This window comes from Streptomyces sp. NPDC034085, assembly GCF_055575555.1.
On the sequence record NZ_JBVISL010000005.1, the window covers coordinates 40827 to 65003 of the forward strand.

The 24177-nt window shown below is 72.6% G+C and carries 20 protein-coding genes, 4 tRNA genes, 1 other RNA gene and 2 pseudogenes; 14 read left to right on the forward strand and 13 right to left on the reverse strand.

All coding sequences use genetic code 11. The features are described 5' to 3' along the window. Positions 1–26 precede the first annotated feature (26 nt). Entirely contained in the window at positions 27–1544 is a 1518-nt protein-coding gene (purF, locus tag ACZ501_RS18810; protein ID WP_361606118.1) for an amidophosphoribosyltransferase, read from the reverse strand. Between the two features lie 148 nt (positions 1545–1692). Between purF and ACZ501_RS18815 the strand changes: the two genes are divergently transcribed. Further along, positions 1693–1788 (forward strand): putative leader peptide, encoded by a 96-nt coding sequence (locus tag ACZ501_RS18815; RefSeq protein WP_361606121.1) that lies wholly within the window; start codon positions 1693–1695, stop codon positions 1786–1788. Between the two features lie 115 nt (positions 1789–1903). After that, positions 1904–3328, forward strand: a complete 1425-nt coding sequence (locus ACZ501_RS18820; RefSeq protein WP_468796702.1) for a sulfatase family protein — start codon at positions 1904–1906, stop codon at positions 3326–3328. A gap of 27 nt (positions 3329–3355) precedes the next feature. On the opposite strand, the gene ACZ501_RS18825 is transcribed toward ACZ501_RS18820, so the two are convergent. The 5 genes from ACZ501_RS18825 to purS form a co-directional block, all read right to left on the reverse strand. Beyond that, positions 3356–3835, reverse strand: coding sequence for an META domain-containing protein (locus tag ACZ501_RS18825; RefSeq protein WP_468796705.1), 480 nt, complete (start codon positions 3833–3835; stop codon positions 3356–3358). 61 nt (positions 3836–3896) lie between these two features. Further along, on the reverse strand, positions 3897–4688 hold the full coding sequence (locus ACZ501_RS18830) for a maleylpyruvate isomerase family mycothiol-dependent enzyme (protein WP_362462949.1): 792 nt from the start codon (positions 4686–4688) through the stop codon (positions 3897–3899). A gap of 140 nt (positions 4689–4828) precedes the next feature. Then, a complete protein-coding gene (purL, locus tag ACZ501_RS18835; protein WP_361608200.1) occupies positions 4829–7078 on the reverse strand; it encodes a phosphoribosylformylglycinamidine synthase subunit PurL in 2250 nt (749 codons plus the stop codon). Beyond that, complete coding sequence (gene purQ, locus ACZ501_RS18840) at positions 7075–7755, reverse strand: phosphoribosylformylglycinamidine synthase subunit PurQ (RefSeq protein WP_362462955.1); 681 nt, start codon at positions 7753–7755, stop codon at positions 7075–7077. Before purQ ends, purL begins: the two co-directional genes overlap by 4 nt. Positions 7756–7757: 2 nt before the next feature. After that, positions 7758–8003, reverse strand: a complete 246-nt coding sequence (purS, locus tag ACZ501_RS18845; protein WP_042801325.1) for a phosphoribosylformylglycinamidine synthase subunit PurS — start codon at positions 8001–8003, stop codon at positions 7758–7760. A 350-nt stretch (positions 8004–8353) separates the two neighbouring features. Here purS and ACZ501_RS18850 point away from each other — a divergent pair, with 350 nt between their 5' ends. The 6 genes from ACZ501_RS18850 to ACZ501_RS18875 all read left to right on the forward strand — a co-directional run bounded on the left by ACZ501_RS18850 (position 8354) and on the right by ACZ501_RS18875 (position 11187). Further along, positions 8354–8671, forward strand: a complete 318-nt coding sequence (locus ACZ501_RS18850; RefSeq protein WP_361608206.1) for a histone-like nucleoid-structuring protein Lsr2 — start codon at positions 8354–8356, stop codon at positions 8669–8671. Between the two features lie 87 nt (positions 8672–8758). Continuing rightward, positions 8759–8830: transfer RNA gene (locus ACZ501_RS18855), tRNA-Gly, on the forward strand. A gap of 77 nt (positions 8831–8907) precedes the next feature. Continuing rightward, positions 8908–8980: transfer RNA gene (locus ACZ501_RS18860), tRNA-Gly, on the forward strand. Between the two features lie 260 nt (positions 8981–9240). Beyond that, complete coding sequence (locus tag ACZ501_RS18865; protein WP_468796708.1) at positions 9241–10482, forward strand: sensor histidine kinase; 1242 nt, start codon at positions 9241–9243, stop codon at positions 10480–10482. Beyond that, positions 10479–11090, forward strand: a complete 612-nt coding sequence (locus ACZ501_RS18870; protein ID WP_361608212.1) for a response regulator transcription factor — start codon at positions 10479–10481, stop codon at positions 11088–11090. Before ACZ501_RS18865 ends, ACZ501_RS18870 begins: the two co-directional genes overlap by 4 nt. A 24-nt stretch (positions 11091–11114) precedes the next feature. After that, positions 11115–11187, forward strand: a tRNA-Gly gene (locus tag ACZ501_RS18875). Between the two features lie 44 nt (positions 11188–11231). Here ACZ501_RS18875 and ACZ501_RS18880 read toward each other — a convergent pair. The 6 genes from ACZ501_RS18880 to ffs all read right to left on the reverse strand — a co-directional run bounded on the left by ACZ501_RS18880 (position 11232) and on the right by ffs (position 19764). Then, complete coding sequence (locus tag ACZ501_RS18880) at positions 11232–12161, reverse strand: phosphoribosylaminoimidazolesuccinocarboxamide synthase (protein ID WP_361608215.1); 930 nt, start codon at positions 12159–12161, stop codon at positions 11232–11234. Between the two features lie 76 nt (positions 12162–12237). Further along, positions 12238–13710 (reverse strand): N,N-dimethylformamidase beta subunit family domain-containing protein, encoded by a 1473-nt coding sequence (locus ACZ501_RS18885; RefSeq protein WP_361608218.1) that lies wholly within the window; start codon positions 13708–13710, stop codon positions 12238–12240. A gap of 219 nt (positions 13711–13929) precedes the next feature. Beyond that, a complete protein-coding gene (locus ACZ501_RS18890) occupies positions 13930–15741 on the reverse strand; it encodes a M48 family metalloprotease (protein WP_468796712.1) in 1812 nt (603 codons plus the stop codon). A 287-nt stretch (positions 15742–16028) separates the two neighbouring features. Beyond that, the gene (purD, locus tag ACZ501_RS18895; protein WP_361608224.1) at positions 16029–17282 is read right to left on the reverse strand and encodes a phosphoribosylamine--glycine ligase; all 1254 of its coding nucleotides are present in this window, start codon (positions 17280–17282) and stop codon (positions 16029–16031) included. 60 nt (positions 17283–17342) lie between these two features. Next, on the reverse strand, positions 17343–19601 hold the full coding sequence (locus ACZ501_RS18900; RefSeq protein WP_468796715.1) for a DNA polymerase III subunit gamma and tau: 2259 nt from the start codon (positions 19599–19601) through the stop codon (positions 17343–17345). Positions 19602–19669: 68 nt separating this feature from the next. Then, an RNA gene (ffs, locus tag ACZ501_RS18905) (signal recognition particle sRNA small type) lies at positions 19670–19764 on the reverse strand. Positions 19765–19885: 121 nt separating this feature from the next. Here ffs and ACZ501_RS18910 point away from each other — a divergent pair. From ACZ501_RS18910 to ACZ501_RS18935, 6 genes and pseudogenes are all read left to right on the forward strand, one after another. After that, a tRNA-Ser gene (locus ACZ501_RS18910) sits at positions 19886–19970 on the forward strand. Between the two features lie 1064 nt (positions 19971–21034). Next, a pseudogene (locus ACZ501_RS18915) lies at positions 21035–21874 on the forward strand (hypothetical protein); the annotation flags it as partial. 1 nt (position 21875) lies between these two features. Further along, positions 21876–22037 (forward strand): annotated as a pseudogene (locus ACZ501_RS18920) (hypothetical protein); the annotation flags it as partial. A gap of 163 nt (positions 22038–22200) precedes the next feature. Further along, a complete protein-coding gene (locus ACZ501_RS18925; protein ID WP_468796718.1) occupies positions 22201–22653 on the forward strand; it encodes a WYL domain-containing protein in 453 nt (150 codons plus the stop codon). A 65-nt stretch (positions 22654–22718) separates the two neighbouring features. After that, a complete protein-coding gene (locus tag ACZ501_RS18930) occupies positions 22719–22934 on the forward strand; it encodes a type II toxin-antitoxin system VapB family antitoxin (RefSeq protein WP_361600538.1) in 216 nt (71 codons plus the stop codon). Beyond that, complete coding sequence (locus ACZ501_RS18935) at positions 22931–23353, forward strand: PIN domain nuclease (RefSeq protein WP_361600541.1); 423 nt, start codon at positions 22931–22933, stop codon at positions 23351–23353. The genes ACZ501_RS18930 and ACZ501_RS18935 overlap by 4 nt, the downstream gene beginning before the upstream one ends. Before the next feature lie 308 nt (positions 23354–23661). Here ACZ501_RS18935 and ACZ501_RS18940 read toward each other — a convergent pair whose 3' ends face one another. Beyond that, positions 23662–24141, reverse strand: a complete 480-nt coding sequence (locus ACZ501_RS18940) for a MarR family winged helix-turn-helix transcriptional regulator (RefSeq protein WP_361600544.1) — start codon at positions 24139–24141, stop codon at positions 23662–23664. Positions 24142–24177 lie beyond the last annotated feature (36 nt).

The following is a 24177-nucleotide window of genomic DNA, read 5'->3' on the forward strand; positions in this document are numbered from 1 at the left end:
GGCCTGGCGCAGGTTGAGCCGGGGTCCTACGGGCGGCGGAGCGCGTCGGCGGCGTCCGTGCCGCCCGCGAGCTCGGACTCCAGGAGCTGCTTGCCCAGCAGCTGCGGGTCGGGCAGCTCCATGGGGTACTCACCGTCGAAGCAGGCGCGGCAGAGGTTGGGCTTCTGGATGGTCGTCGCCTCGATCATCGCGTCCAGCGAGATGTACGAGAGCGAGTCCGCGCCAAGCGACGTGGCGATCTCGTCGACCGTCATGCCGTTGGCGATCAGCTCGGCCCGGGTGGCGAAGTCGATGCCGAAGAAGCACGGCCACTTCACCGGCGGGGAGGAGATCCGGATGTGGACCTCGGCCGCACCGGCCTCGCGGAGCATCTTCACGAGGGCGCGCTGGGTGTTGCCGCGGACGATCGAGTCGTCGACGACCACCAGGCGCTTGCCCCGGATGACTTCCTTGAGGGGGTTGAGCTTCAGGCGGATGCCGAGCTGGCGGATCGTCTGCGAGGGCTGGATGAAGGTCCGGCCCACGTAGGCGTTCTTGACCAGGCCGGAGCCGTACGGGATCCCGCTGGCCTCGGCGTAGCCGACGGCGGCGGGCGTGCCGGACTCCGGCGTCGCTATCACCAGGTCGGCCTCGACCGGGGCCTCCTTGGCGAGGCGCCGGCCCATCTCGACACGCGAGAGGTAGACGTTGCGGCCGGCGATGTCGGTGTCCGGGCGCGCCAGGTAGACGTACTCGAACACGCAGCCCTTGGGCTTCGCTTCTGCGAAGCGCGAGGTGCGCAGGCCGTTCTCGTCGATCGCGATGAGCTCGCCCGGCTCGACCTCGCGGACGAAGCTGGCGCCGCAGATGTCGAGGGCGGCGGTCTCGCTCGCGACCACCCAGCCGCGCTCCAGGCGGCCGAGGACCAGCGGGCGGATGCCCTGCGGGTCACGGGCGGTGTAGAGGGTCCCCTCGTCCATGAAGACCAGGGAGAAGGCGCCCTTGACCTTCGGGAGGACCTTGGCGGCCGACTCCTCGATGGTCAGGGGCTTGCCCTCGTCGTCGGTCTGGCCGGCGAGCAGGGCGGTGACCAGGTCGGTGTCATTGGTGGCGGCCACCTGGGTGGCACGCCCGTCCTGACGGGGGAGGTCCGCGACCATCTCGGCGAGCTCGGCGGTGTTCACCAGGTTGCCGTTGTGACCCAGGGCGATCGAGCCGTGGGCGGTCGCGCGGAAGGTGGGCTGCGCGTTCTCCCAGACGGAGGCTCCGGTGGTCGAGTAGCGGGCGTGACCGACCGCGATATGACCCTGGAGCGAGCCGAGAGAGGTTTCGTCGAAGACCTGGGAAACGAGGCCCATGTCCTTGAAGACGAGGATCTGGGAACCGTTGCTCACAGCGATTCCCGCGGACTCTTGTCCGCGGTGCTGCAGTGCATACAGTCCGAAGTAGGTGAGCTTGGCGACCTCTTCACCCGGGGCCCAGACACCGAAGACGCCGCAAGCGTCCTGGGGGCCCTTCTCACCGGGGAGCAGGTCGTGGTTGAGTCGTCCATCACCACGAGGCACACCACCGAGTGTAGGCGAGATCGACCACTGGTCCGAATTGGTGAGGGCCGGGAAATCTCACAGCACAGAGGGTGACCGGACGGCCGCGTCTCGGTATGCGGATCAGTTTGTTGACAGCTACGAGGGAATTCGTACAGGCTCTCGCTCCATGCAGCCTCTCGGTGACCGTTCCGTCACCCTCGTCGAGCGCCGGCACGTGGACCTGGTCCGTGTCGCGAGCGCCATCTGTCGCTGTTGCGCGTAGCCACAACTCTTTCTCCCTTTTCCACATTTCGCTCCGCCGGGCCCCGCCCCGCCGTGCCGCGCGCCGTCGCGCGCCGCCGGGGGCGGGGGCGGCCGAGCCGTGTCCTGGAGTACCTGTGTCTTCGTACAACAGCAAGCTGTCCCGCCGGGCCTTCGGAGGGGCCTTCGGAGTGGGTGCGGCCACCGCCGCCGTGGGGCTGGGCGCCGCCCCGGCCGCGGCCGCCGAAGCCCCTGGAGCGGGCCCGCGGGAGCGTGATTTCCGGGCCGCGCGCGGCCGCCGGTCGCGGCGTCCGAACGTCCTGTTCATCCTCGGCGACGACCTCGGCTGGGCCGACCTCTCCTCGTACGGGGCCCCGCACATCAAGACCCCGAACCTGGACCGCCTCGCCCGCGAGGGGGTCCGCTTCACGGACGCCTACGCGGGCTCCGCGACCTGCTCCCCGACCCGCTTCAGCCTCTACACGGGGCGCTACCCGGCCCGTACCCGGGGCGGCCTGGCGGAGCCGATCGCCGACAGGTCGGCGGGCCTGGACCCCACGCACCCGACGCTGGCCTCGCTGCTGAAGGGGGCCGGCTACGCCACCGCGCTGATCGGCAAGTGGCACGCGGGCTACCTGCCCGACCACAGCCCGACGAAGTCCGGCTGGGAGGAGTTCTTCGGGAACTTCGGCGGGGCCCTGGAGTACTACTCCAAGCTGGGCCTGGGCGGTGAGTACGACCTCTACGAGGGCGACGCCGAGTACAAGGACCTGCGCTACTACACGCGGATCATCACGGAGCGGGCGAGCGAGTACGTCTCCCGCGACCACGGCGGCAGGCCGTGGCTGCTGAACCTGAACTTCACCACCCCTCACTGGCCGTGGATCGCCGACGGGGACACGGCCGCGAGCGCCGAGATCGTCCGGCGGATCAAGGCGGGCGACGGGCGCGCCCTGTGGCACCAGGACGGCGGCTCGGTCGAGAAGTACCGGCAGATGGTCGAGGACCTCGACCGGTCGGTCGGCGAGGTGCTGAAGGCGCTGAAGCGCTCCGGCCAGGAGGACGACACGCTGGTCGTCTTCTCCAGCGACAACGGCGGCGAGCGCTTCTCCTACGCCTGGCCGCTGTCGGGCGCCAAGGCCTCGCTCCAGGAGGGCGGGATCAGGGTGCCGAACATCGTGCGCTGGCCCGCCCGGCTGGACGGCGGCCAGGTCAGCCGCCTCCCCGTGTTCAGCCCCGACTGGACGGCGACCCTGCTGGAGGTGGCCGGGACCCGGCCCCACCCGGCGTACCCGCTGGACGGGGTGAGCCTGGCCGGGTACCTGCTGCGGGGCGAGGAGCCGGCGGAGCGGGACCTGTTCTGGCGGGTGCGCGGGGAGCGGGCGCTGCGCCGCGGGAACTGGAAGTACTACCGCGGCAAGTCGGGGCGCGACCAGCTGTTCGACCTGGCCGGGGACCTGCGGGAGCAGGCCGACAAGGCGGCGGTGGAACCGGCCCGGCTGGCGGAGCTGCGCCGGGCCTGGGAGGCCGTCGACGCCGGCTTGCTGCCGTACCCGGCCTGACCACGGCCCGGCTCCGGGCCCCGGCGGTCACTCGGCCGCCGAAGCCGCCTCGGCGGTGAGGGTGGTGCCGTCCGGGGCGGTGAGGGTGAGGGTGCCGCCCCGGACCTTCCAGGTGAGGGGACCGCTGCCGAAGAGGGCGGTCAGGGCCCGCTCCACCTCGCCCGCCGGGCCCTCGCAGGCCATCCGGGTGCTGGTCAGCGGCCCGACCGTCACGGTGGGGCCGGCGACGGTGGCGGGGGCGCTGAAGCGGTTGCAGCCGAGGGTGCCGTTCGCCTGCCCCTCGGGGGTGAGGGTGAAGCGGGCCTCCCGGCCCGCGGGGGCGGTGGCCCCGGCCACGGAGGCTACGGTCCAGGCGGTCGCGGTGAGCGGCGCGTCGGGGACGGGCGGCGTGGTCGAGGTCTGCACGGTGAGGGCGGCGTCGTCACGGCCCTGCCCCGCCGCGCTGCACGCGGTCAGGGCCAGTACGAGCGCCAGCGCGCCGGTCGTCAGGTGCCTGAGGGTACGCATGCCCCTGGGACGGAACCGGCACCCGGCCGGTTCCCTCAGTCGGTTCCCTCAGTCGGTTCCCTCAGCCCATCAGGGGCAGCAGCGCGGAGAGGTCGGCCCGCTCGCCGCTGGCCCTGACCCGGGCCGCGTCCAGGGCCTCGGCCCAGCCGGTGCGGCCCGTCGCGAGCCGGAGCCAGGTGAGCGGGTCGGTCTCCACCACGTTCGGCGGGGTGCCGCGGGTGTGGCGGGGGCCCTCGATGCACTGGACCACCGCGAAGGGCGGCACCCGTACCTCGACGGAGCCGCCGGGGGCCTTCAGCGCGAGGGCGTCGGCGAGCAGCCGGGTGCAGGCGGCCAGGGCCTGCCGCTCGACGGGGATGTCCAGGCCGGCGGCCCGGTTCAGGTCGTCGGTGTGCACGACCAGCTCGACGGTGCGGGTGACCAGGAAGTCCGCGAGGGTCATGTCCCCGATCCACAGGTCCAGCACCCGGCTGCCGGGGTGGGTCTCCAGCGCTTCGGCCAGGTGGGCGCCCGCCCGCTCGTACAGCTCGGGCAGCGGGGCGCCGGTCAGGGTCTCGCGGGCCGCCTCGGAGATCCTGCCCGCGAGGGAGGCGGTGACGAAGGGCCATTCGACGGCGCTGAGTTCGGGCACGGCGGCCGGCGGCTTGGCCAGGCCGCGGGCCAGCGAGTCCGCGATCCACGCGACGTGCGCGGCGAGCTCGGCCACGCTCCACTCCCCGAGCCCGCTGGGACGTGCCAGCTGCTCGGGCCCCAACTCCCGTACGGCGGCGGCGATGTGTCCGAACTGCGCGGTGACCGCGGCCCGGATCTTCGCGTGGTCGTACGTGCGCGGCTTCTTCTTGGCGGGCGGCATGCCCCGACCCTACTGGGGCCGCGGCCCGGGCCGTACGAGCCCGGTGCGCCCGCGCCGCCGCGCGGTGCTCCTGGGGACCGACGCCGCGGGCCCCCGGCCGGAGGTGATCCGGCCGGGGGCCCGCGGAGGGGGCGCCGGGCTCAGGCCAGCAGCGCCGGGATCGTCGCCTCGTGGGCCTCGCGGAGCTCTGCCAGGGGGAGGGTGAACTCGCCCTGGATCTCGATCTCGTCGCCGTCCACCACGCCGATGCGCGTGGCCGGCAGGCCCCGCGCACCGCACATGTCGGTGAAGCGGAGCTCCTCGCTGCGCGGGACGGCCACGATGGCGCGGCCCGCGGACTCGGAGAACAGGAAGGTGAACGCGTCCAGGCCCTCCGGGACCACGATCCGCGCACCGTTGCCGCCCTTGAGGCAGGACTCGGTGAGCGCCTGGATCACGCCGCCGTCCGACAGGTCGTGCGCCGCGTCGATCATGCCGTCGCGGGAGGAGGAGATCAGGATCTCGGCGAGCAGCTTCTCGCGGCCCAGGTCCACCTTGGGCGGCAGGCCGCCGAGGTGGTCGTGGACGACCTGGGACCAGGCCGAACCGCCGAACTCCTCGGCCGTGTCGCCCAGCAGGTACAGCAGCTGGCCGGCCTCCGCGAACGCCATCGGCGTACGGCGGTTGACGTCGTCGATGACGCCGAGGACCGCCACGACCGGGGTCGGGTGGATCGCGACGTCGCCCGTCTGGTTGTAGAGGGAGACGTTGCCGCCGGTCACCGGGGTGCCCAGCTCCAGGCAGCCGTCGGCGAGGCCGCGGGTGGCCTCGGCGAACTGCCACATGACGCCCGGGTCCTCGGGGGAGCCGAAGTTCAGGCAGTCGGAGATGGCGAGGGGCTTCGCGCCGGTCGCGGCGACGTTGCGGTAGGCCTCGGCCAGCGCCAGCTGCGCGCCCGCGTACGGGTCGAGCTTGGCGTAGCGGCCGTTGCCGTCGGTGGCCATGGCGACGCCGAGGTTGGTCTCCTCGTCGATGCGGACCATGCCCGCGTCCTCGGGCTGGGCGAGGACGGTGTTGCCCTGCACGAACCGGTCGTACTGGTCGGTGACCCAGGACTTGGAGGCCTGGTTCGGGGACGAGACCAGCGCCAGAACCTGCGCGCGCAGCTCCTCGGAGGTCTGCGGCCGCGGCAGCCGGCCCGCGTCGTCGGCCTGGAGGGCGTCCTGCCACTCGGGGCGGGCGTAGGGACGGTGGTAGACCGGGCCCTCGTGGGCGACGGTGCCCGGGGGCACGTCCACGATCTGCTCGCCGTGCCAGAAGATCTCCAGGCGCTCGCCGTCGGTCACCTCACCGATGACGGTGGCGATGACGTCCCACTTCTCGCAGATCTCCATGAAGCGGTCGACGTGCTGCGGCTCGACGATGGCGCACATGCGCTCCTGCGACTCGCTCATGAGGATCTCCTCGGGCGAGAGCGTCGCGTCGCGCAGCGGGACGGTGTCCAGTTCGACGCGCATGCCGCCGGAGCCGGCGGAGGCCAGCTCGGAGGTGGCGCAGGAGAGCCCGGCGCCGCCGAGGTCCTGGATGCCCGCGACCAGCTTCTCCTTGAAGATCTCCAGGGTGCACTCGATGAGGAGCTTCTCCTGGAAGGGGTCGCCGACCTGGACCGCCGGGCGCTTCGTCGGCTTCGTGTCGTCGAAGGTCTCCGAGGCCAGTACGGAGACGCCGCCGATGCCGTCGCCGCCGGTGCGGGCGCCGTAGAGGATGACCTTGTTGCCGGGGCCGGAGGCCTTGGCGAGGTGGATGTCCTCGTGCTTCATCACGCCGATGCAGCCGGCGTTGACCAGCGGGTTGCCCTGGTAGCAGGCGTCGAAGACGACCTCGCCGCCGATGTTGGGCAGGCCCAGGCAGTTGCCGTAGCCGCCGATGCCCGCGACGACGCCCGGCAGGACGCGCTTGGTGTCGGGGTGGTCGGCGGCGCCGAAGCGCAGCGGGTCCACGACGGCGACCGGGCGGGCGCCCATGGCGAGGATGTCGCGGACGATGCCGCCGACGCCGGTGGCCGCGCCCTGGTAGGGCTCGATGTAGCTGGGGTGGTTGTGCGACTCCACCTTGAAGGTGACCGCGTAGCCCTGGCCGACGTCGACGACGCCGGCGTTCTCGCCGATGCCGACGAGCATGGCGTCGTTCTCCGGGACCTTCTCGCCGAACTGCTTCAGGTGGACCTTGCTGCTCTTGTACGAGCAGTGCTCGGACCACATGACGGAGTACATGGCGAGCTCGGCGCCGGTGGGGCGGCGGCCGAGGATCTCGCGGATCCGGGCGTACTCGTCCTCCTTGAGGCCGAGCTCCTTCCAGGGCTGGGAGGCGTCCGGGGTCTCGGTGGCGTTCTTTACGGTGTCGAGGCTCATGCGCTGACCAGCTTCTTCAGGACCGACGTGAAGAACGGGAGGCCGTCGGTGCGGCCGGTCCCGACCAGCGGCTCGACCGCGTGCTCGGGGTGCGGCATGAGGCCGACGACGTTGCCCGCGGCGTTGGTGATGCCGGCGATGTCGCGCAGCGAGCCGTTCGGGTTCATGTCGACGTACCGGAAGGCCACTCGGCCTTCGCCCTCCAGTTCGTCGAGCACGCGCTCGTCGGCGACGTACCGGCCGTCCATGTTCTTGAGCGGTACGGAGATCTCCTGGCCTGCGTCGTAGTCGCCGGTCCACGCGGTCTCCGCGTTCTCCACCCGCAGCTTCTGGTCGCGGCAGATGAAGTGCAGGTGGTTGTTGCGGAGCATCGCCCCCGGCAGCAGGTGGGCCTCGGTGAGGACCTGGAAGCCGTTGCAGATGCCGAGGACGGGCATGCCGGCCCTGGCCTGCTCGATGACGGTCTCCATCACCGGCGAGAACCGGGAGATGGCTCCGGCGCGCAGGTAGTCCCCGTAGGAGAAGCCGCCCGCGAGGACGACCGCGTCGACCTGGTGCAGGTCCTTGTCGCGGTGCCAGAGCGAGACCGGCTCGGCCCCCGCGAGGCGGACGGCGCGCAGCGAGTCACGGTCGTCGAGCGTTCCGGGGAACGTGACGACTCCGATGCGTGTGGTCACCGTCAGGCCTCGACCTTCACGGTGAAGTCTTCGATGACGGTGTTGGCGAGGAACGTTTCGGCCATCTTGTGGATGCGGTCGAGGGCGGCCTGGTCGACCGGTCCCTCCACCTCCAGTTCGAAACGCTTCCCCTGGCGGACGTCGGCGATCCCGTCGAAGCCCAGGCGCGGCAGTGCACGCTGCACCGCCTGGCCCTGGGGGTCGAGGATCTCCGGCTTGAGCATGACGTCGACTACGACGCGTGCCACTGGCACTCCCGATGAGGTGGTTGGTGCGAAGGCGGTTCCCTCAGCGTACCCGGCCGAAATTTCTACGCGGGTAGATATCGGCCGGGAGCGAAGCACGCGCCGTTTCGGCTTCACCAACGCTTCGCAAAATCCGCCGGAAAACCACCCGCCCGGGATTGCGACGGGACACGCGCAGAGAATTAACTGGGCTTCGCAATTCAATGAGAATCGCGGTACAAAGGAATCAGCCGGGACCGTGGCATTTGTCGCCTCGCGACGGGGACGGTTTGCCACATTCCACCGAAACATCCACACAGGCGACATCACCGCACGTCAGCGAGCGGGGTGGGCGCACGAAGGGACCGATATCCGTGGCGCAGCGCGTAGTAGTCACGATCTCCGACGACCTCGATGGCGGAGAAGCGGCGGAAACGGTCACGTTCGCCCTGGACGGTAAGTCCTACGAGATCGACCTCAATGCGGCCAACGCAAAGAAACTGCGGAAGAGCCTCGCGCCCTTCGTGGCCGCCGGCCGCCGCCAGTCCCGGTCGGGGAAGGCCTTCAAGACGACCTCGATCGCCCCGGACCCGGCGGTCGTACGGGCCTGGGCGCGGTCCCACGGCCACGACGTGCCGCCGCGCGGGCGCATCCCGAAGGCCGTCTACACCGCCTACGAGGAAGCCCACTGACCCGGATTTGGCATCCACCCCCACTGATCGGCTAGTGTGTGGATCACGCCGAGGGGCCAGGCCGAAAGGTCGAAGCCCCGAAGTCGTGCGGGTGTAGTTCAGTAGCAGAACACCCCCCTTCCAGGGGGGAGGCGCAGTGTGCAATCCCTGTCACCCGCTCTGCACTGCTGACCGACCACGGTTGTGGATCAGGTAGAGTAGTGCTCGCATCGCAACGGCCCAGGCCGCAGCGAGATGCGGACGTAGCTCAGTTGGTAGAGCACCACCTTGCCAAGGTGGATGTCGCGCGTTCGAGTCGCGTCGTCCGCTCAGAGAGCGAAGGCCCCGATCGGTTTCCGATCGGGGCCTTCGTCGTATCCCCGTTCCGACCGGCCCTTCCCCGGGTCGGCCGTGGTACGCGTCACACCCGATGACAAATGTCATCGCCGTCGGTGACGACGCGCACTGCTCCGCCCGCCGGCGCACCGCGAGGCTTGGGTCATGAGCACCGGCACGGTGTTTGCTGTCCCGTGGCGGTTCCGCTGGGAACCGCGACGTGAGCCAGAGGGAAGAACCGGGGGGACGGGACCGTGTCGAAGCTGACCGGGTGGTGGAAGAAGCGCAGCAGCGCGGGGAAGGTCGAGCTGTACACACGCTGGTCCTTCCACTTCTTCGTGGTCATAGAGATCGTGTCCTTCGGGCTGATGGCCTTCACCGGCGGCCGGGAGAACGACACCCCCGAGTCGCTGGCCATCGTGTCGTTCCTGGTGGTCTGCGCCCACGCCGTCGTCGTGGGCTTCCTCTCCTCCAGGGCCCTGGACGGCGTGTCCGGACGCCGCGACACCCCGGTGCGGCTCGCGGTGGTGGTCTCGGCCCTCACCGCCGCGACCGTCCTGCTCTTCCTCTTCCTGCGCCGCTTCGGCGGGCTCGACGCGGCCGTGGCGCCCGGACTGGTGGTCGGGGTGCTCGGCTTCGGCTGCGGCTCCCTCGTCCTGACCCTCGAGAAGGTCCGGCACATGAGGTACGTGCCCGTGGCCGCCGCCGTCGGGACATCGGGGACGGTCGCCGCGCTGGGCCTGCCGTTGAACGAGGTCATCGGATACTTCGTCGGGACGCTGCTGATGAGCGCCTTCCTCACCTTCACCTGCGGGTTCTCCGGCTGGCTGCTGCGCACCGTCTACGAGCTCGACCGCACCCGGGAGATCCAGGCCCGGCTGGCGGTCGCGGAGGAACGGCTGCGGTTCGGGCGGGACCTGCACGACGTGATGGGGCGCAACCTGGCCGTGATCGCCCTCAAGAGCGAGCTGGCGGTGCAGCTGGCCCGGCGCGAACGCCCCGAGGCCGTGGACCAGATGATCGAGGTCCAGCGGATCGCGCGCGAGTCGCAGCGGGAGGTGCGCGACGTGGTGCGCGGCTACCGGGAGGCGGACCTCGCGGTGGAGCTGGAGGGCGCGCGCGGGGTGCTGAGCGCGGCCGGGATGGACTGCCGGGTGGAGTTCGCGACGGCCGCGCGGGAGCTGCCGGCCGAGGTGCAGTCGGCGCTGGGCTGGGTGGTCCGGGAGGCGACCACGAACGTACTGCGGCACGGGGACGCCCGCAGTTGCCTGATCCGGCTGACGGCCGGGAAGGCTGCGGGCACCGTGACGCTGCTGGTGGAGAACGACGGGGTGTCCGAACTGCCCGCCGGGCCGCCCGGGTCGGGGCTCGCGGGGCTGCGGGAGCGGCTCGCGGCGGTGGACGGGACCCTGCTGGCGGGGCCGGCCGGCGGCGGCCGGTTCCGGCTGCGGGCCGAGGTGCCCTTGGACGGACGACGAATGGAGGTGCGGGCGTGAACCGCGTACGGGTACTGCTGGCCGACGACGAGCACCTGATCCGGGGGGCGCTGGCCGCGCTGCTCGGGCTGGAGGACGACCTCGTGGTCGTCGCCGAGGCGGCTTCCGGGCCGGAGGCGCTCGCGATGGCCCGGGCGCACCGGCCGGACGTGGCGGTGCTGGACCTCCAGATGCCGGGCGCGGACGGTGTGAGCGTGGCCACATCGCTGCGGGCCGAACTGCCCGGCTGCAAGACCATGATCGTGACCAGCCACGGCCGTCCCGGGCACCTCAAGCGGGCCCTGGCGGCGGGAGTGCGGGCGTTCGCGCCGAAGACGGTCTCGGCGCAGCGGCTGGCCGAGCTGATCCGCACGGTGCACGGCGGAGGGCGTTACGTGGACCCGGAGTTGGCGGCCGACGCGATCAGCGCGGGCGACTCGCCGCTGACGGCCCGCGAGGCGGAGGTGCTGGAACTCGCGGCGGACGGGGCGCCGGTCGCGGAGATCGCGGAGCGGGCCTCGCTGTCGCAGGGCACCGTACGCAACTACCTGTCCTCGGCGGCGACGAAGCTCGGCGCGGAAAACCGGCACACGGCCGTGCGTCTCGCGCGGCAGCGGGGTTGGGTATAGTGGTTCTCGCGCTACGGCGCACAGGCGGACATAGCTCAGTTGGTAGAGCACCACCTTGCCAAGGTGGATGTCGCGCGTTCGAGTCGCGTTGTCCGCTCAGGAACGAAGGCCCCGATCATTGATCGGGGCCTTCGTCGTGTCTCAGGCGCCGGTGGCGGCGGCCATCGTGGTGGCCCAGCTCAGGCCGGTGAGGCGCTCGTAGGCCTCGATGTACTTGGCGGACGTCTGCTCGGCGACGTCCTGCGGGAGCGCCGGCGGGGGGAGTTCGCCGTTCTTGTCCCAGCCGGAGGCCGGGGAGGTCAGCCAGTCGCGGACGAACTGCTTGTCGAAGGACGGCTGCGCGCGGCCCGGCTCCCACAGGTCGGCGGGCCAGAAGCGGGAGGAGTCCGGGGTGAGGACCTCGTCGGCGGCGACCAGGCGGCCGTCCTTGTCGAAGCCGAACTCGAACTTGGTGTCCGCCAGGATGATCCCGCGCTCGCGGGCGATGTCGCGGGCCCGGGAGTACACGGCCAGGGTGGTCTGGCGCAGCAGCGCCGCCGTCTCGGCGCCGGTGGTGCGCGCGACCTCCTCGTACGAGACGTTCTCGTCGTGCTCGCCGACCTCGGCCTTGGCGGCCGGGGTGAAGATCGGGGCGGGCAGCTCCGAGCCGTCGACCAGGCCCTCGGGGAGGGCGAGGCCGCAGACCGTGCGGGTCTCGCGGTACTCGGCGAGGCCCGAGCCGGTGAGGTAGCCGCGGGCCACGCACTCGACGGGCACCATGTCCAGGTTCTGGCAGACGAGGGTGCGCCCGGCCCAGTCGGCGGGGGCGCCGGCGGGCAGTTCGGTGCTGATGACGTGGTTCGGGACCAGGTCCGCGAGCTGGTCGAACCACCAGAGGGAGAGCTGGGTCAGCACGCGTCCCTTGTCCGGGATCTCGGTGGGCAGCACCCAGTCGTAAGCGGACATGCGGTCGCTGGCGACCATGACGAGCCGGCCGTCCTCGTCCCGGTAGAGGTCGCGGACCTTGCCGGTGTGGAGGTGGACGAGGCCGGGCACCTGCACCGGCTCGGGCTTTTCGACGAATCCGGACACGGGGTCTCCCTGTGGTTCTGTACGAGCGCGTCCCCATTCTCCCGTACGGGGTCCCGTGCCCCGGTCAGGGGGGCGTTCAGTCCCGCTTGCAGATCCGGTCGAGGAGGTTGGCCGTGGCCCGCTGGACCCGCTCGTCCACGTGCCCGGGGCGGTCGAGCGCCGGCGACCAGGCGAAGGTGCCGGACGCGAAGACCAGGGCGCCGCTGGGGGCCCGGTACAGGGAGGTCTCCTGGTGGCGCTTGGCTCCCTCGCCGTCGAGGTAGGGGGAGTGCGCGAGCAGGATCCGGTCCTGGTGCTCGGGGAGCTGGGTGCGCGGGAAGTAGCGGTCGGCCTCGCCCGCGACCAGGCCGTGGAGCTCGTCGTTCTCGGCGGCACCGGTGGAGTCCCAGAGCCAGTGCGCGGCGTTGCGGACGATCAGGGGGGCCGGTTCGGGGACCCGGCCCGCGTACTGGATTCCGAGGAGCTGCTGTTCCGGGCGGTCGATCTCGCGCCACAGGCTGGGGCGGCCGGGGCCGCGGCGTTTTCGGCAGGTCAGGAGCCGGTCCTCGACCCCGGAGGGCGAGGGGGACAGCTCCACCTGCCAGTACATGGTGTTGGCGGAGAGGAAGACGAGGGAGGTGCCGTGGTCGCGGGCGCGCTCGACGGTGCGGCGCATGGGGAGCGACCAGTACTCGTCGTGGCCGGGGAAGACCAGGCCCCGGTAGTGGGTCGGGTCGACGCGCCCGGCGTGCAGGTCGCGGGTGTCGGCGTAGGCGAGGTCGTAGCCGTAGCGCTCGGCCCAGCGGATGAAGTCGTAGGCGTGGCCGACGTGCAGGGGCAGCCCGGCGCCGGCGTAGGGGCGGTCGAAGGAGACGGTGAGGGCGGCGTCCCGCTCGCCGAGCAGCCGGCCCTTCTCGTCCCAGGCGTGGTAGAGGCTCGCGCCCGTGCGGCCGTCCTCCGGGTAGAGGTTGTAGGCCTGCCAGGTGATGTCCGGGAGCAGCAGCAGGAGGTCGGCGGGGTGGTCGTCGCGGACCGTGAAGGGGACGTGGGAGCGGTAGCCGTCGGCCGTGGTGAGGACGGCCACGTAGGCGCCGACGCTCCAGTACGAGGGGACCTGGAGCCGCCAGGACAGCCACCAGTGGTGGCAGGAGACGGTGCGGTCGGCGGTGAGCGGGGGCGGCTGGACGATGCCGGACAGCCGGGGGCTGGTGGTGATCTTGGAGGCGCCGTCCCCGCCGTAGTGGCCGATGCGGTAGACGTCGACCGAGAACTGCTGGGGCGGGTCGACGGTGATGTGGAAGTCGATGGCCTCGCCGGGGGCGACGGCTCCGGTGGAGGCGAAGCCCTTGATCTGCCGGTGCACGTCGTCGGCGGTGCGCGGGCCGCCGCCGCGGGCGTGGCGGCCGGGGGCGGCGAGGGACGGGTCCACGTACCAGGGGACGACCTGGCCGGTGTCGTCGAAGTACAGCTCGCTGCCCCGGAACCAGGGCAGGGGACCCTGGCCGAAGGGATCGGTCACCGCGTGCGCGAGCGCACCTGACTCCCACCGCCGGATCTGGTCCGCACCCATGACCGCTCCCCTCCCTCGCTCCCCCGAACGCGTTCGCTCCACTCGGATGCGCGGCGGGTTCTCGGACACCCATCCACGACCGGTCCCAAGCACATCACATAACGCACTCACTCCGTCACCGTTCGTCGTGAATTGACGTGACCGGAACACGCGGGCTGCCGCCGGGTGGGGGCCAGGGGGGCGGAGGGGCGAGCCGGGGGTGGGCGGGCCGGGGTGGGCTCAGAGGAGGCGGACGGGCTTCTCCGGGGGTACGCCGAGCTCGGCGAGCCAGTCGCGCAGGGGCTCCGGGTCCCCGTCCTCGACGAGGGAGAGCACCCGGGGGGCGAGGTCCGCCCGCCGTTCGCCGCCGACCAGCAGGACGGGGCCGTCCAGCCAGTCCAGGCCGGGGCCCGCGCCGGCCGAGTCCACGGCGGCGCAGCAGACGAGGGCGGTGACGTGGTCGGCCAGCAGGTCGCGGCCGCTGCGCGGGGGCTGGAGGGGGAACAGCGGCAGCGTGTCCGCGCCGCCGCGCGGCCGGGGCCTGTCGCCGGCTCCGGCGGCCCGTTCCTCCCGGGCCAGATCGCCGCTGAGCCGCCCGGCGAGGGCCTCTCCGGCGGCGCCGTCCCCCGTGGGGTCGGTGAGGTATCCGAGGACCCGCTCCAGCGTCGGCCCGCCCGGGGGCGCCGTGTCGGCGGGGGTGCACCGGTCCGCCGGGCGGGCGCCGGGGCCGCCGGGGGCGGCGGTGCCGGTCCGCGAGGCTCCGGCCCGGGCGGGGGCGCCCGTCGTCACCGGAACCGGCTCTCCCGGGGCCATGGCGGTCTCGGGCCGGGCGGCGGGGCCCGCGGGGGCTGCCAGGTCCCCCGGGACGGACAGCGCGTCGAGCGCGGCGTGCAGACGGGCCGCCTCGGTACGCCAGGTGCGGTCCACGACCTCGTGCGGGTAGGCCGTCCAGTCGACGGGCGCCCAGTCCGGTCCCGCCTCGGCCGGGCCGCCGTGGAAGAGCCGGGCCGCCAGCAGGGAGGTGGCCTCGTCCACCACGCCGGGCTGCTCCAGGAGGTCGCAGGCGGGGCGCTCGCCGAGCCGCGAGGTGAACTCGTCGGCCAGCCGGTCCCGGCGGGACAGCTCGGTCAGGGCGGAGACCACCCCGGCGTCCAGGTGGGCCGGCCAGCGGCCCATCCGCCAGGCGGGCAGCGCGACCCGGGTCAGGAGCCGGTCCCAGCCCGCGTAGGCGAGGCCGACCTGCTCCTGCGCGACGATGCGCAGCCCGTAGTCCACCCCGTAGGCGCGGTCGGACGCGGCCGCGGCGACCCCGCGCTCCATCTCGGCGGCGTCGGCCTGGCACAGCCGCAGCAGCAGCCGGGCCGGGCGGGCGATCCAGCCGAGGCCGGGCCTGCCACCGATGTCCACCGCCGCGTCGAGCCCCCGTACGAAGCCCCGCGCGTCGGCTATGTCCGGGTGCGCGGAGGGGCCCGTACCGGCGACGACCGGCGCGAGGACGGCCCGCAGCTCGGCGACCCGCATCCACCACAGGAACGGCGAGCCGATGACCAGCACGGGGGCCGCGCCGGGCTGGGACTCCGGGCCGCCGGACCCGGCTATGCCCGCGGACGCGGCACGCGCGCGGCCCCGGCGGTGGGCCGCATGGCTGCGGTCCTCCAGCCAGCTGTCACAGTCCGGGGTCAGGGCTATCGCGGAGGGCGCGGGAACGTCCATCCGGTCGGCCAGGTCCCGCACGAGCCGGTAGAGGTCCGGCGCGGCGGCCTCCGGCAGCGGCACCGTCGGCGTCACGGCGGGCCGCGCCCGCAGCACCACGGCGCCGAACAGCGCGCCCGCCAGCAGCACCAGCGCGGCCACGGCGCAGACGGCCAGGGTCACCGCCGGCCAGGGATCCCCGGCCAGCCGGCCCGTCATCCGGGCGGCGACGAGCACCACCGCGAGGGCGGCGGGCAGCAGTACGGCGGCCATGGCCCTGCTGCGGACCCGCAGCACGGCGAGGGCCCGCGAACGCGCGGACGGCGCGCCCACTTCTGCGATCGAACCGGTTCCGGACACGGCCGGACCTCACCCCCTCTGCCCTGCGGCGGCTTTGCTCACTCCCCCACTGTGACACCCGCCACTGACATCGCAATGCCGGTGGGCCATGTGCCGGAATGCTTGCGCCGCACCCTAGTTGGGGCCGGGGCGGTCGTCAGGCAGTCCGGGTGACGATCACCCGATGGAATGGCTTTGGGTAAAGGTGGCTGCGTTCGAAGGCGGCCGGATGCAGTCGCACGCGCATGTACGCGCGGGCCCGGTGCGCTCGCTCGCGCCCCGGGCCCGCCGCGTGACGGCCCTGCTGGTCAGCGGCCTTCGGCGGCCTTGGCAGCAATGTCCGTACGGTGCTGCGAGCCGTCGAGCTTGATCCGCCCGACCGCCTTATACGCCTTCTCGCGCGCCCGCACCAGATCGGAACCGGTCGCCGTCACCGAGAGCACGCGGCCGCCCGCGCTGACGACGGCGTCGCCCTCGCGCCGGGTCCCGGCGTGGAGCACGTACGCGTCGGGCGCGTCCTCGGCGGCGACCTCCTCGAGGCCCTGGATCGGGTCGCCGGTGCGCGGGGTGTCCGGGTAGTTGTGGGAGGCGATGACCACCGTGACGGCCGCGTCGTCGCTCCAGCTCAGCGGCGGTTCGGCGTGCAGGGTGCCGTTGGCGGCGGCGAGGAGCACGCCCGCGAGCGGGGTGCGCAGCCGGGCCAGGACCACCTGGGTCTCGGGGTCGCCGAAGCGGGCGTTGAACTCGATCACGCGGGTGCCGCGGCCGGTGATGGCCAGGCCGGCGTAGAGCAGTCCCGAGAAGGGGGTGCCGCGGTGGCGGAGCTCGTCGACGGTCGGCTGGAGGACCAGCTCCATGACCTCGTCGACCAGCTTCGGGTCGGCCCACGGGAGCGGCGAGTACGCGCCCATGCCGCCGGTGTTGGGGCCCTCGTCCCCGTCGAGCGCGCGCTTGAAGTCCTGCGCGGGCTGGAGCGGCAGCACGGTGACGCCGTCGGTGATGGCGAACAGGGAGACCTCGGGGCCGTCGAGGTACTCCTCGATGACGACCCTCTCGCAGGCCAGCGCGTGGGCGCGGGCGGCGGCCCGGTCGTCGGTGACCACGACGCCCTTGCCGGCTGCGAGGCCGTCGTCCTTGACCACGTAGGGGGCGCCGAAGGCGTCGAGCGCGGCGTCGACCTCCTCGGCGGTGGTGCAGACGTAGCTGCGCGCGGTCGGCACCCCGGCCGCGGCCATCACGTCCTTGGCGAAGGCCTTGGAGCCCTCCAGCTGCGCTGCCGCCGCGGACGGGCCGAAGACCGGGATGCCGGCGGCGCGGACGCTGTCGGCGACGCCGGCGACCAGCGGGGCCTCCGGGCCGACGACGACCAGGCCGACGCCCAGTTCGGCTGCCAGCCGGGCCACGGCGGTGCCGTTGAGGGCGTCGACCGGGCGCAGCTCCGCCACCTCGGCGATGCCGGCGTTGCCGGGGGCGCAGTACAGCGCGGAGACGTCGGGGTCGAGGGACAGAGAGCGGCACAGGGCGTGTTCGCGGGCGCCGCCGCCGATGACGAGGACCTTCACGCCGCCCAGGGTAGCCCGGACGGCGCGGCCGGTTTCGTGCGGCCACCCAATCAGCAGGGGCTACTCATTCGTGTATTCCTCCACAACGGTCGCTCCGAGCTCGCGCACGATCAGCTCGTGTCCGGTCAGGGCGCTGTCCACGAGGTCGGGGTCGTCCTCCTCCGGTACGTCGTCCTCGGGAGCCACCGGCGGGGGCGCCTGCTGTACGGGAGCCTGCGGCGCGGCAGCGGTCTGCTGGGGCGGCGCCTGGTGGGCGGGGGACTGGTGGGAGGCGGCCGGGGGCTGCGGGGACTGCCGGTCCTGCGGCTGGGCCTGGGGGGCGGACGGGGGCCGGCCGTACGCGGGGGCGGGCGGGGCGGAGTGGGAGGAGGGCCCGGCCGGAGCCGGTCCGCCCCCGCCCACCACGGCGTCGATCTTCCAGTTGACCTGGAACTGCTCGGCGAGGACCGCCTTGAGGACGTCTTCGCTGCCGCTGCTCGCGAAGTTGTCCCGGGCTCCGGCATTGGGGAAGCCGAGCTGCAGGGTGGTTCCGTCGAAGCCGGTGACCTGGGCGTTCTGGCTGAGCAGGATCCAGGTGAAGCGGCGGCGGTTCTTGACGGCCTCCAGGACGCCGGGCCACATCGCCTGGACCTGCCCCGCCCCGGCGGCCATGCCGGGGGAGGGCGCGGCGGCCGCGGGTGCCGAGGGGGCGGCCGCGGCCGGAGCCGGCGCGGCGGGAGTCGGGGCCGGTGCGCCGCTGCCGGGGGCGGCGGCGCTGGGCCACGCCCCCGCGGCCGGGGCGGCCGGGGCGGCCGACGGGGTCGCACCGGGCCAGGCGCCGGGTGCGGGGGCACCGCTGCCCGGCTGCGCGGCACCGGGCCACGCACCGGGGGCGGCAGCCGGAGCGGCAGCCGGAGCGGGAGCCTGCGGCGGCGCCTGGACCGGCGCGGGGGCCGGTGCCGGCGCCTGGACCTCGGCGGGGGCCTGGACCGGCGCCGGGGCGGCCGCCGCTGCCGGAGCCTCCTGCGGCCCGGGACCCCGTACGGCGGCACGCGCGGCGGCGACCCCGCCACCGGGCCCGGCCGGGGCCATCCCGTGCGCCTCGGGCCCGGGCACGTAGCCCATGGCGGGCGTCCCGGCCGGCGCGGCCGCGGGCGGCGCCATGAAGGCGGCGGGCGGGGGCCCGCTGCGCTCCAGCCGGTCGAGGCGGGCCTGGAAGGACCGCTCGTCGTCGAAGGCGGCCGGCAGCAGCACCCGGGCGCAGATCAGCTCCAGCTGGAGCCGGGGCGAGGTGGCACCGCGCATCTCGGTGAGCCCGGCGTTGACCAGGTCGGCGGCGCGGCTGAGCTCGGCGGCCCCGAACACCGACGCCTGGGCCTGCATCCGCTCCACGACATCGGCGGGGGCGTCGATCAGCCCCTTCTCCCCGGCGTCGGGCACGGCGGCCAGGATCACCAGGTCGCGCAGCCGCTCCAGCAGGTCGGCGACGAACCGCCGCGGGTCGTTGCCGCCCTCCACCACGCGGTCGACGACCTCGAAGGCGGCGGCCCCGTCCCCGGCGGCGAAGGCGTCCACGACGGAGTCGAGCAGCGAGCCCTCGGTGTAGCCGAGCAGGGAGGTGGCCATGGCGTACGTCACACCGTCGTCGCCCGCACCGGCGAGCAGCTGGTCCATGACGGACATGGAGTCGCGCACGGAGCCGGCTCCGGCCCGCACGACGAGCGGCAGCACGCCGTCCTCGACCTGCGCGCCCTCGCGCCCGCAGACCTCGCCGAGGTAGTCGCGCAGCGTCCCGGGCGGCACGAGCCGGAAGGGGTAGTGGTGCGTGCGCGACCGGATCGTCCCGATGACCTTCTCGGGCTCGGTCGTCGCGAAGATGAACTTGAGGTGCTCCGGCGGCTCCTCGACCACCTTCAGCAGGGCGTTGAAGCCCGCCGAGGTGACCATGTGGGCCTCGTCGATGATGTAGATCTTGTACCGGCTGGACGCGGGCCCGAAGAAGGCCTTCTCGCGCAGGTCACGGGCGTCGTCCACACCACCGTGCGAGGCGGCGTCGATCTCGATGACGTCGATGGACCCCGGCCCGTTCCTGGCCAGGTCCTGGCAGGACTGGCACGTGCCGCAGGGGTCGGGGGTGGGGCCCTGCTCGCAGTTCAGACAGCGCGCCAGGATCCGCGCGCTGGTCGTCTTTCCACAGCCGCGCGGCCCGCTGAACAGGTACGCGTGATTGACCCGGTTGTTCCGCAGGGCCTGCATCAGCGGGACAGTGACATGCTCCTGCCCGATGACCTCGGCGAACGACTCGGGGCGGTAGCGGCGGTACAGCGCAAGGGACGACACGTCTACGAGGTTATCCGGGCCCACCGACAACAGCGGCCCGCCGCTGCCCCGGGACCCGCCCGGGAACGCAAAGGGCCCCCCACGCACCCGCCAGAGCCCACTTACCCTTGCTGCCTTCCGGCCCTGGGGGAGTTGGGTGAGATAGCGCCGCGTGAGGGGCTGGGCCCCACCCTAGCGGATGTCACCCCCCGGAATCGAGCCGGTCCCCTCCCCGTTTCCGATCCCGGACCGCCCATCCGGATCGTGTTCGCGAGCACCCCTCAACGTCTTGTATTGTTTGCGGCGGAGGATTCGCCTAGAGGCCTAGGGCGCACGCTTGGAAAGCGTGTTGGGGGCAACCCCTCACGAGTTCGAATCTCGTATCCTCCGCAGCCGCCTGAACAGGCGAAACGAAGAGCCGGACCGCTGATTGCGGTCCGGCTCTTCTGCATGCCCTGGTTGCAGTTCTGGTTGCATTCACATCGCCTCGAACGGGACATTTCGAGGTTCGTGCACCGCCCGCGAAACGCAGTCTCCAAGGAGGAACCGCTCCCGTTCTTCACCGACACCGCCGGCATGTGCACCATGCTTGGCTCTGCGCCGGGGCCGTTCCGGTGCTGCTGCCCGGTCCGGCGAGGTGCCCCGTGAAGTCCCGATCAACGCTGGCAGCCTGGCTTGGTTCGCTTGACGCTCCGCGCCTGGCACGCGTACTCGCCACGCGGAAGGACGCGGCGGCGTCTCCGGAACCGCGCACGGTGGGGGAGCTGGCGGACCGCCTCCAGCGCCCGGCGTCGGTGGCACTCGCCCTGCCGCCACTCACGCTGCCGTGCCTGCAAGTGGCCGAGGCGCTGGCGGCGCGGGGAGGAGCGGCGTCGCGCGACGACCTGGCGAAGCTGCTGGGAGCAGCGGACGGCGAAGCCGCTCGCGGTCTGGACTTCACGCTGGAGACGCTGGCCGATCACGCCCTGGTGTGGCCGGACGGCGCAGCAGCACTCCGCATGGCCTCTCCCCTGCAGCAGGCGTGGAAGGCACCTCTGGGGCTGGACGCCCCTCTGGAGAAGCTACTTGCGGGCGCGACCTCTGAGGAGCTGCGCGCCATGCTGGTGGCACTCGGTATCAAGCCGCCGAGCACCAGGCAGCAGCGGCTGGCGACCCTGGTGGAACACCACAGCGACCCGGGAGCCGTCGCCGAAGTCGTGGCACGGGCACCCGAGATCACCCGGGAGCTGTTCGCCCGCCGAGCGGACTCCACCGCGGGGCAGCGGCACTTCATCATGTTCGGGTCGTCCGGGCCCAAGCTCGAACCCGGCGCGCGATGGGCACTCGACCGGGGACTCCTGATCGTGGACCGCCACCGGTACGGCCCCGCGCGCATGCCCGTTGAAGTCGCGCTCGCACTGCGCGGGCCGATCTGGCACGCCCCGTTCGATCCCCGTCCGCCTTCCGCACAGTCGATGGCCATCGGCTCCGCCGAGGTGGAGCGGGAGGCAGCAGCCGCGGCCACGGCGTTCGCCGCCCAGGCCGCGTCGGTCCTGGCCGCCTGTTCGGCGTCTCCGCCGGCCAGACTCACATCCGGCGGGATCGGCGCCCGTGAACTGGCCCGGATCGGCAAGGCCGCCCAAGCCGACGACGCTGTCGTACGCCTCACCCTGGAGACCGCGTACGCGGCCGGACTGCTGGGCCGGGACCATGACCGCGTGGCACCCACCAAGGCATACGACGCCTGGGCGGACCAGGAGCCCGCCGAGCGGCTCACCGCACTGCTCCACGCATGGCACAGCCTGGCACTCACCCCGACCCAGGCACGAGACGAGGACAACAAGGCGCTCCCCGCCCTCGCGGGAGCACCCCCCTGCGGCGGCTGCTTGCAGGCCCGGCGCGGGCTGCTCCACGCGGCGGCACAGCTCCCGGCAGGCTGCGGCGCGGCCGTCGGCTCCGACCTGGGACCGCTGGTGGCCTGGTACCGGCCCCTCGCCGACGCGTCACCCCAGGACGGGACACCGTTCGCCACGGTAATCCGCGAAGCCGAGCTGCTCGGCGCACTCGCTCGCGGCGCGCTGTCTCCCCTCGGTGCCGCCCTGCTCGAAGACGATGCGGCAGGACTGGCCGCCGCGTGCCGGCGGCTCCTGCCCACGGCTACCCGAACAGCACGGATCGGCGCCGACCTCACCGCGATCGTCACCGGCACGCCGTCCGCGCCACTCGCCGCGCTGCTGGATTCCGTCGCCGACCGCGAGACCAGCGGCACGGCCTCGGTGTGGCGGTTCAGTACCGGCAGCGTCCGCCGAGCCCTGGATGCCGGACACTCGCCTGACGCCCTCACAGCCGACCTGGCCGCCGTCGCTTCCGGGCCGCTGCCCCCAACCCCTGTCCTATCTCATCGCCGACACCGCTCGCAGTCACGGCCGCGTGCGCATCGCCCCCGCCGCCTGCGTCATCCACGGCGAGGATCCGGCGCTACTCGCCGAGCTCGCAGCCCATCGCAAGCTGGCCAGACTCGGCCTGCGACAGCTCGCCCCCACGGTGCTGGTCAGCCGCAGCCCGCTCGACGCGACCCTCGCCGCGCTCCGCTCCGAGGGCTACGCCCCCGTTGCCGAGACCGCCGACGGAACCGTGCGCATTGAGAAGACCCGACCGCAGAGGGCAGCCGCCCCCGTACCGACCCCCCGACGGGCCAACGGGGGGCACCGGTCGCCGCAACGCAGTCCGCCACACCGCGACGACACCCGCCACCGCAGACTCGAACGCCCTGGCCGCCCGCCTGCTCACCGCTCCATCGACCACCCCGGACACCGACCCTCTCGGCGGCGGGGCCCCTTTCGGAACGGACACCGAGGAGATCGTCGCCGGGTACGCGAAACATCTGTCCTACACCGATGTCCGCCAGCTCGCGCATGCCGTCGACGCCGGAACGCCCCTCACCGTCGAATACGTCGCCGCCTCCGGCAACCGCACAGTGCGCACCCTCAGCCGCCTCGAACTCGACCCGCCCTACCTGGAAGCCTGGTGCCACCTGCGAGAAGACGAACGCGTCTTCACCCTCTCCCGTATCCACAGCGTCATGCCGACGTGAACCCATGACATCGATAACCTATGGGAGGTATAGTTGATTCCATAGTTGATATAAAGGAGGTGCACATGAGCCGGACAGTGATTGACCTCGATGACGAGCTGGTGGCAGACGTAGCCAAAGCCCTGGGGACCAGCACCAAGAAGGAGACGGTCAACACCGCCTTGCGCGAGGTGCTGGAGAACAGGCGGCGAGCGCTGGCCCTGACCCGCCTGCGCGCCGCGGCCGACGAAGGCGCGTTCGATCTCGCACTCTTCGAGGACAAGCGGAACTACCGACGGTGAACGCCGCTCTCTACCTGATCGACACCAGCGCCCTCGCCCGCTTCATGCGGGGCGACGCAGAGCAGCACGGCTGGGACCAGGCGGCGGCCGCCGGCCTGATCGCCACGTGCCCCATCACCGAGCTGGAGTTCTTCTACAGCGCACGATCAGCAGCCGACCGGGCGCGCGGCATCGAGGACATGCGGCTGCTCTTCGGCTGGGTCCCCGTCGACGACCGGGCTTACAACCGGGCCTGGCAGGTCCAGGAGGTCCTCACCAAGCAGGGCAAGCACCGCAGCGCCGGTGCGGTGGACCTCGTCGTCGCCGCGACTGCCGAGTTGCAGGGACTCACCCTCCTGCACTGTGACCACGACTTCGACTGCATCGCGGCAGTAACCGGCCAGCCCCTCCAGTGGTACGGCCCGGAGGGCCGTAAGTAGCCGACGGGTGGTTGCAGTTCTGGTTGCATCCGCCTCCGCCCGAGGACGTTCGGACTGAGGCATCCGAGGCACTCCACCGCAGGTCAGGACGTGTACGACCCTCACCGGACGGGCGTACGAACATGTGGAAAGCGTGTTGGGGGCAACCCCTCACGAGTTCGAATCTCGTATCCTCCGCCAGCTCAGAGGGCCGGACCGCATCAGCGGTCCGGCCCTCTGGCGTTTCGCGGTGACGCGGGGGCCGTCCCGGCGGCCCGCGGTGTCCCCCGGCTCCGGGGGCGCGGGGCCCCGGCGAGGCGGGCGGGCGGTCAGCGGTCCTGCCGGCGCAGGGCCTCCTGGGACGCGACGTACTTCAGCATCAGGCGGGCGAAGTCCAGGCGCTCGCGCTCGCTCCAGTCGGCGGTGATGTACTCGAAGGCCGAGCGCTGGTGCCGGCGGAAGCGGTCCATCAGCTCCCGGCCCCCCGCGCTGAGGTGGAGGACCGTACGGCGGCCGTCCTGCTGGGAGGCTGCGCGGACCAGGTAGCCCGCGGAAATGCAGTCGGACACCATCCGGCTGGCCACCGAGGGGTCGACCCCGAGGTGCTCGCCGACCGCGCCGACGGTGACCTCGCGGGCCCCGTCCTGGGCGATCTCCAGGACGATGTTGAGGACCAGGGTGCGGCTGAGGTCCTTCTGCGAGATCGGGTTCTCGACCTCCAGGAGCGAGGAGCGCCGCAGTTTCCCGAAGGCCGGACCGACGGCGTCCAGCAGCTCGTCGTCACCGGGTTCCGCCTGCTGCTTCGTCATGAGGCCATCGTACATACGTGACTTCAAGCAAACATG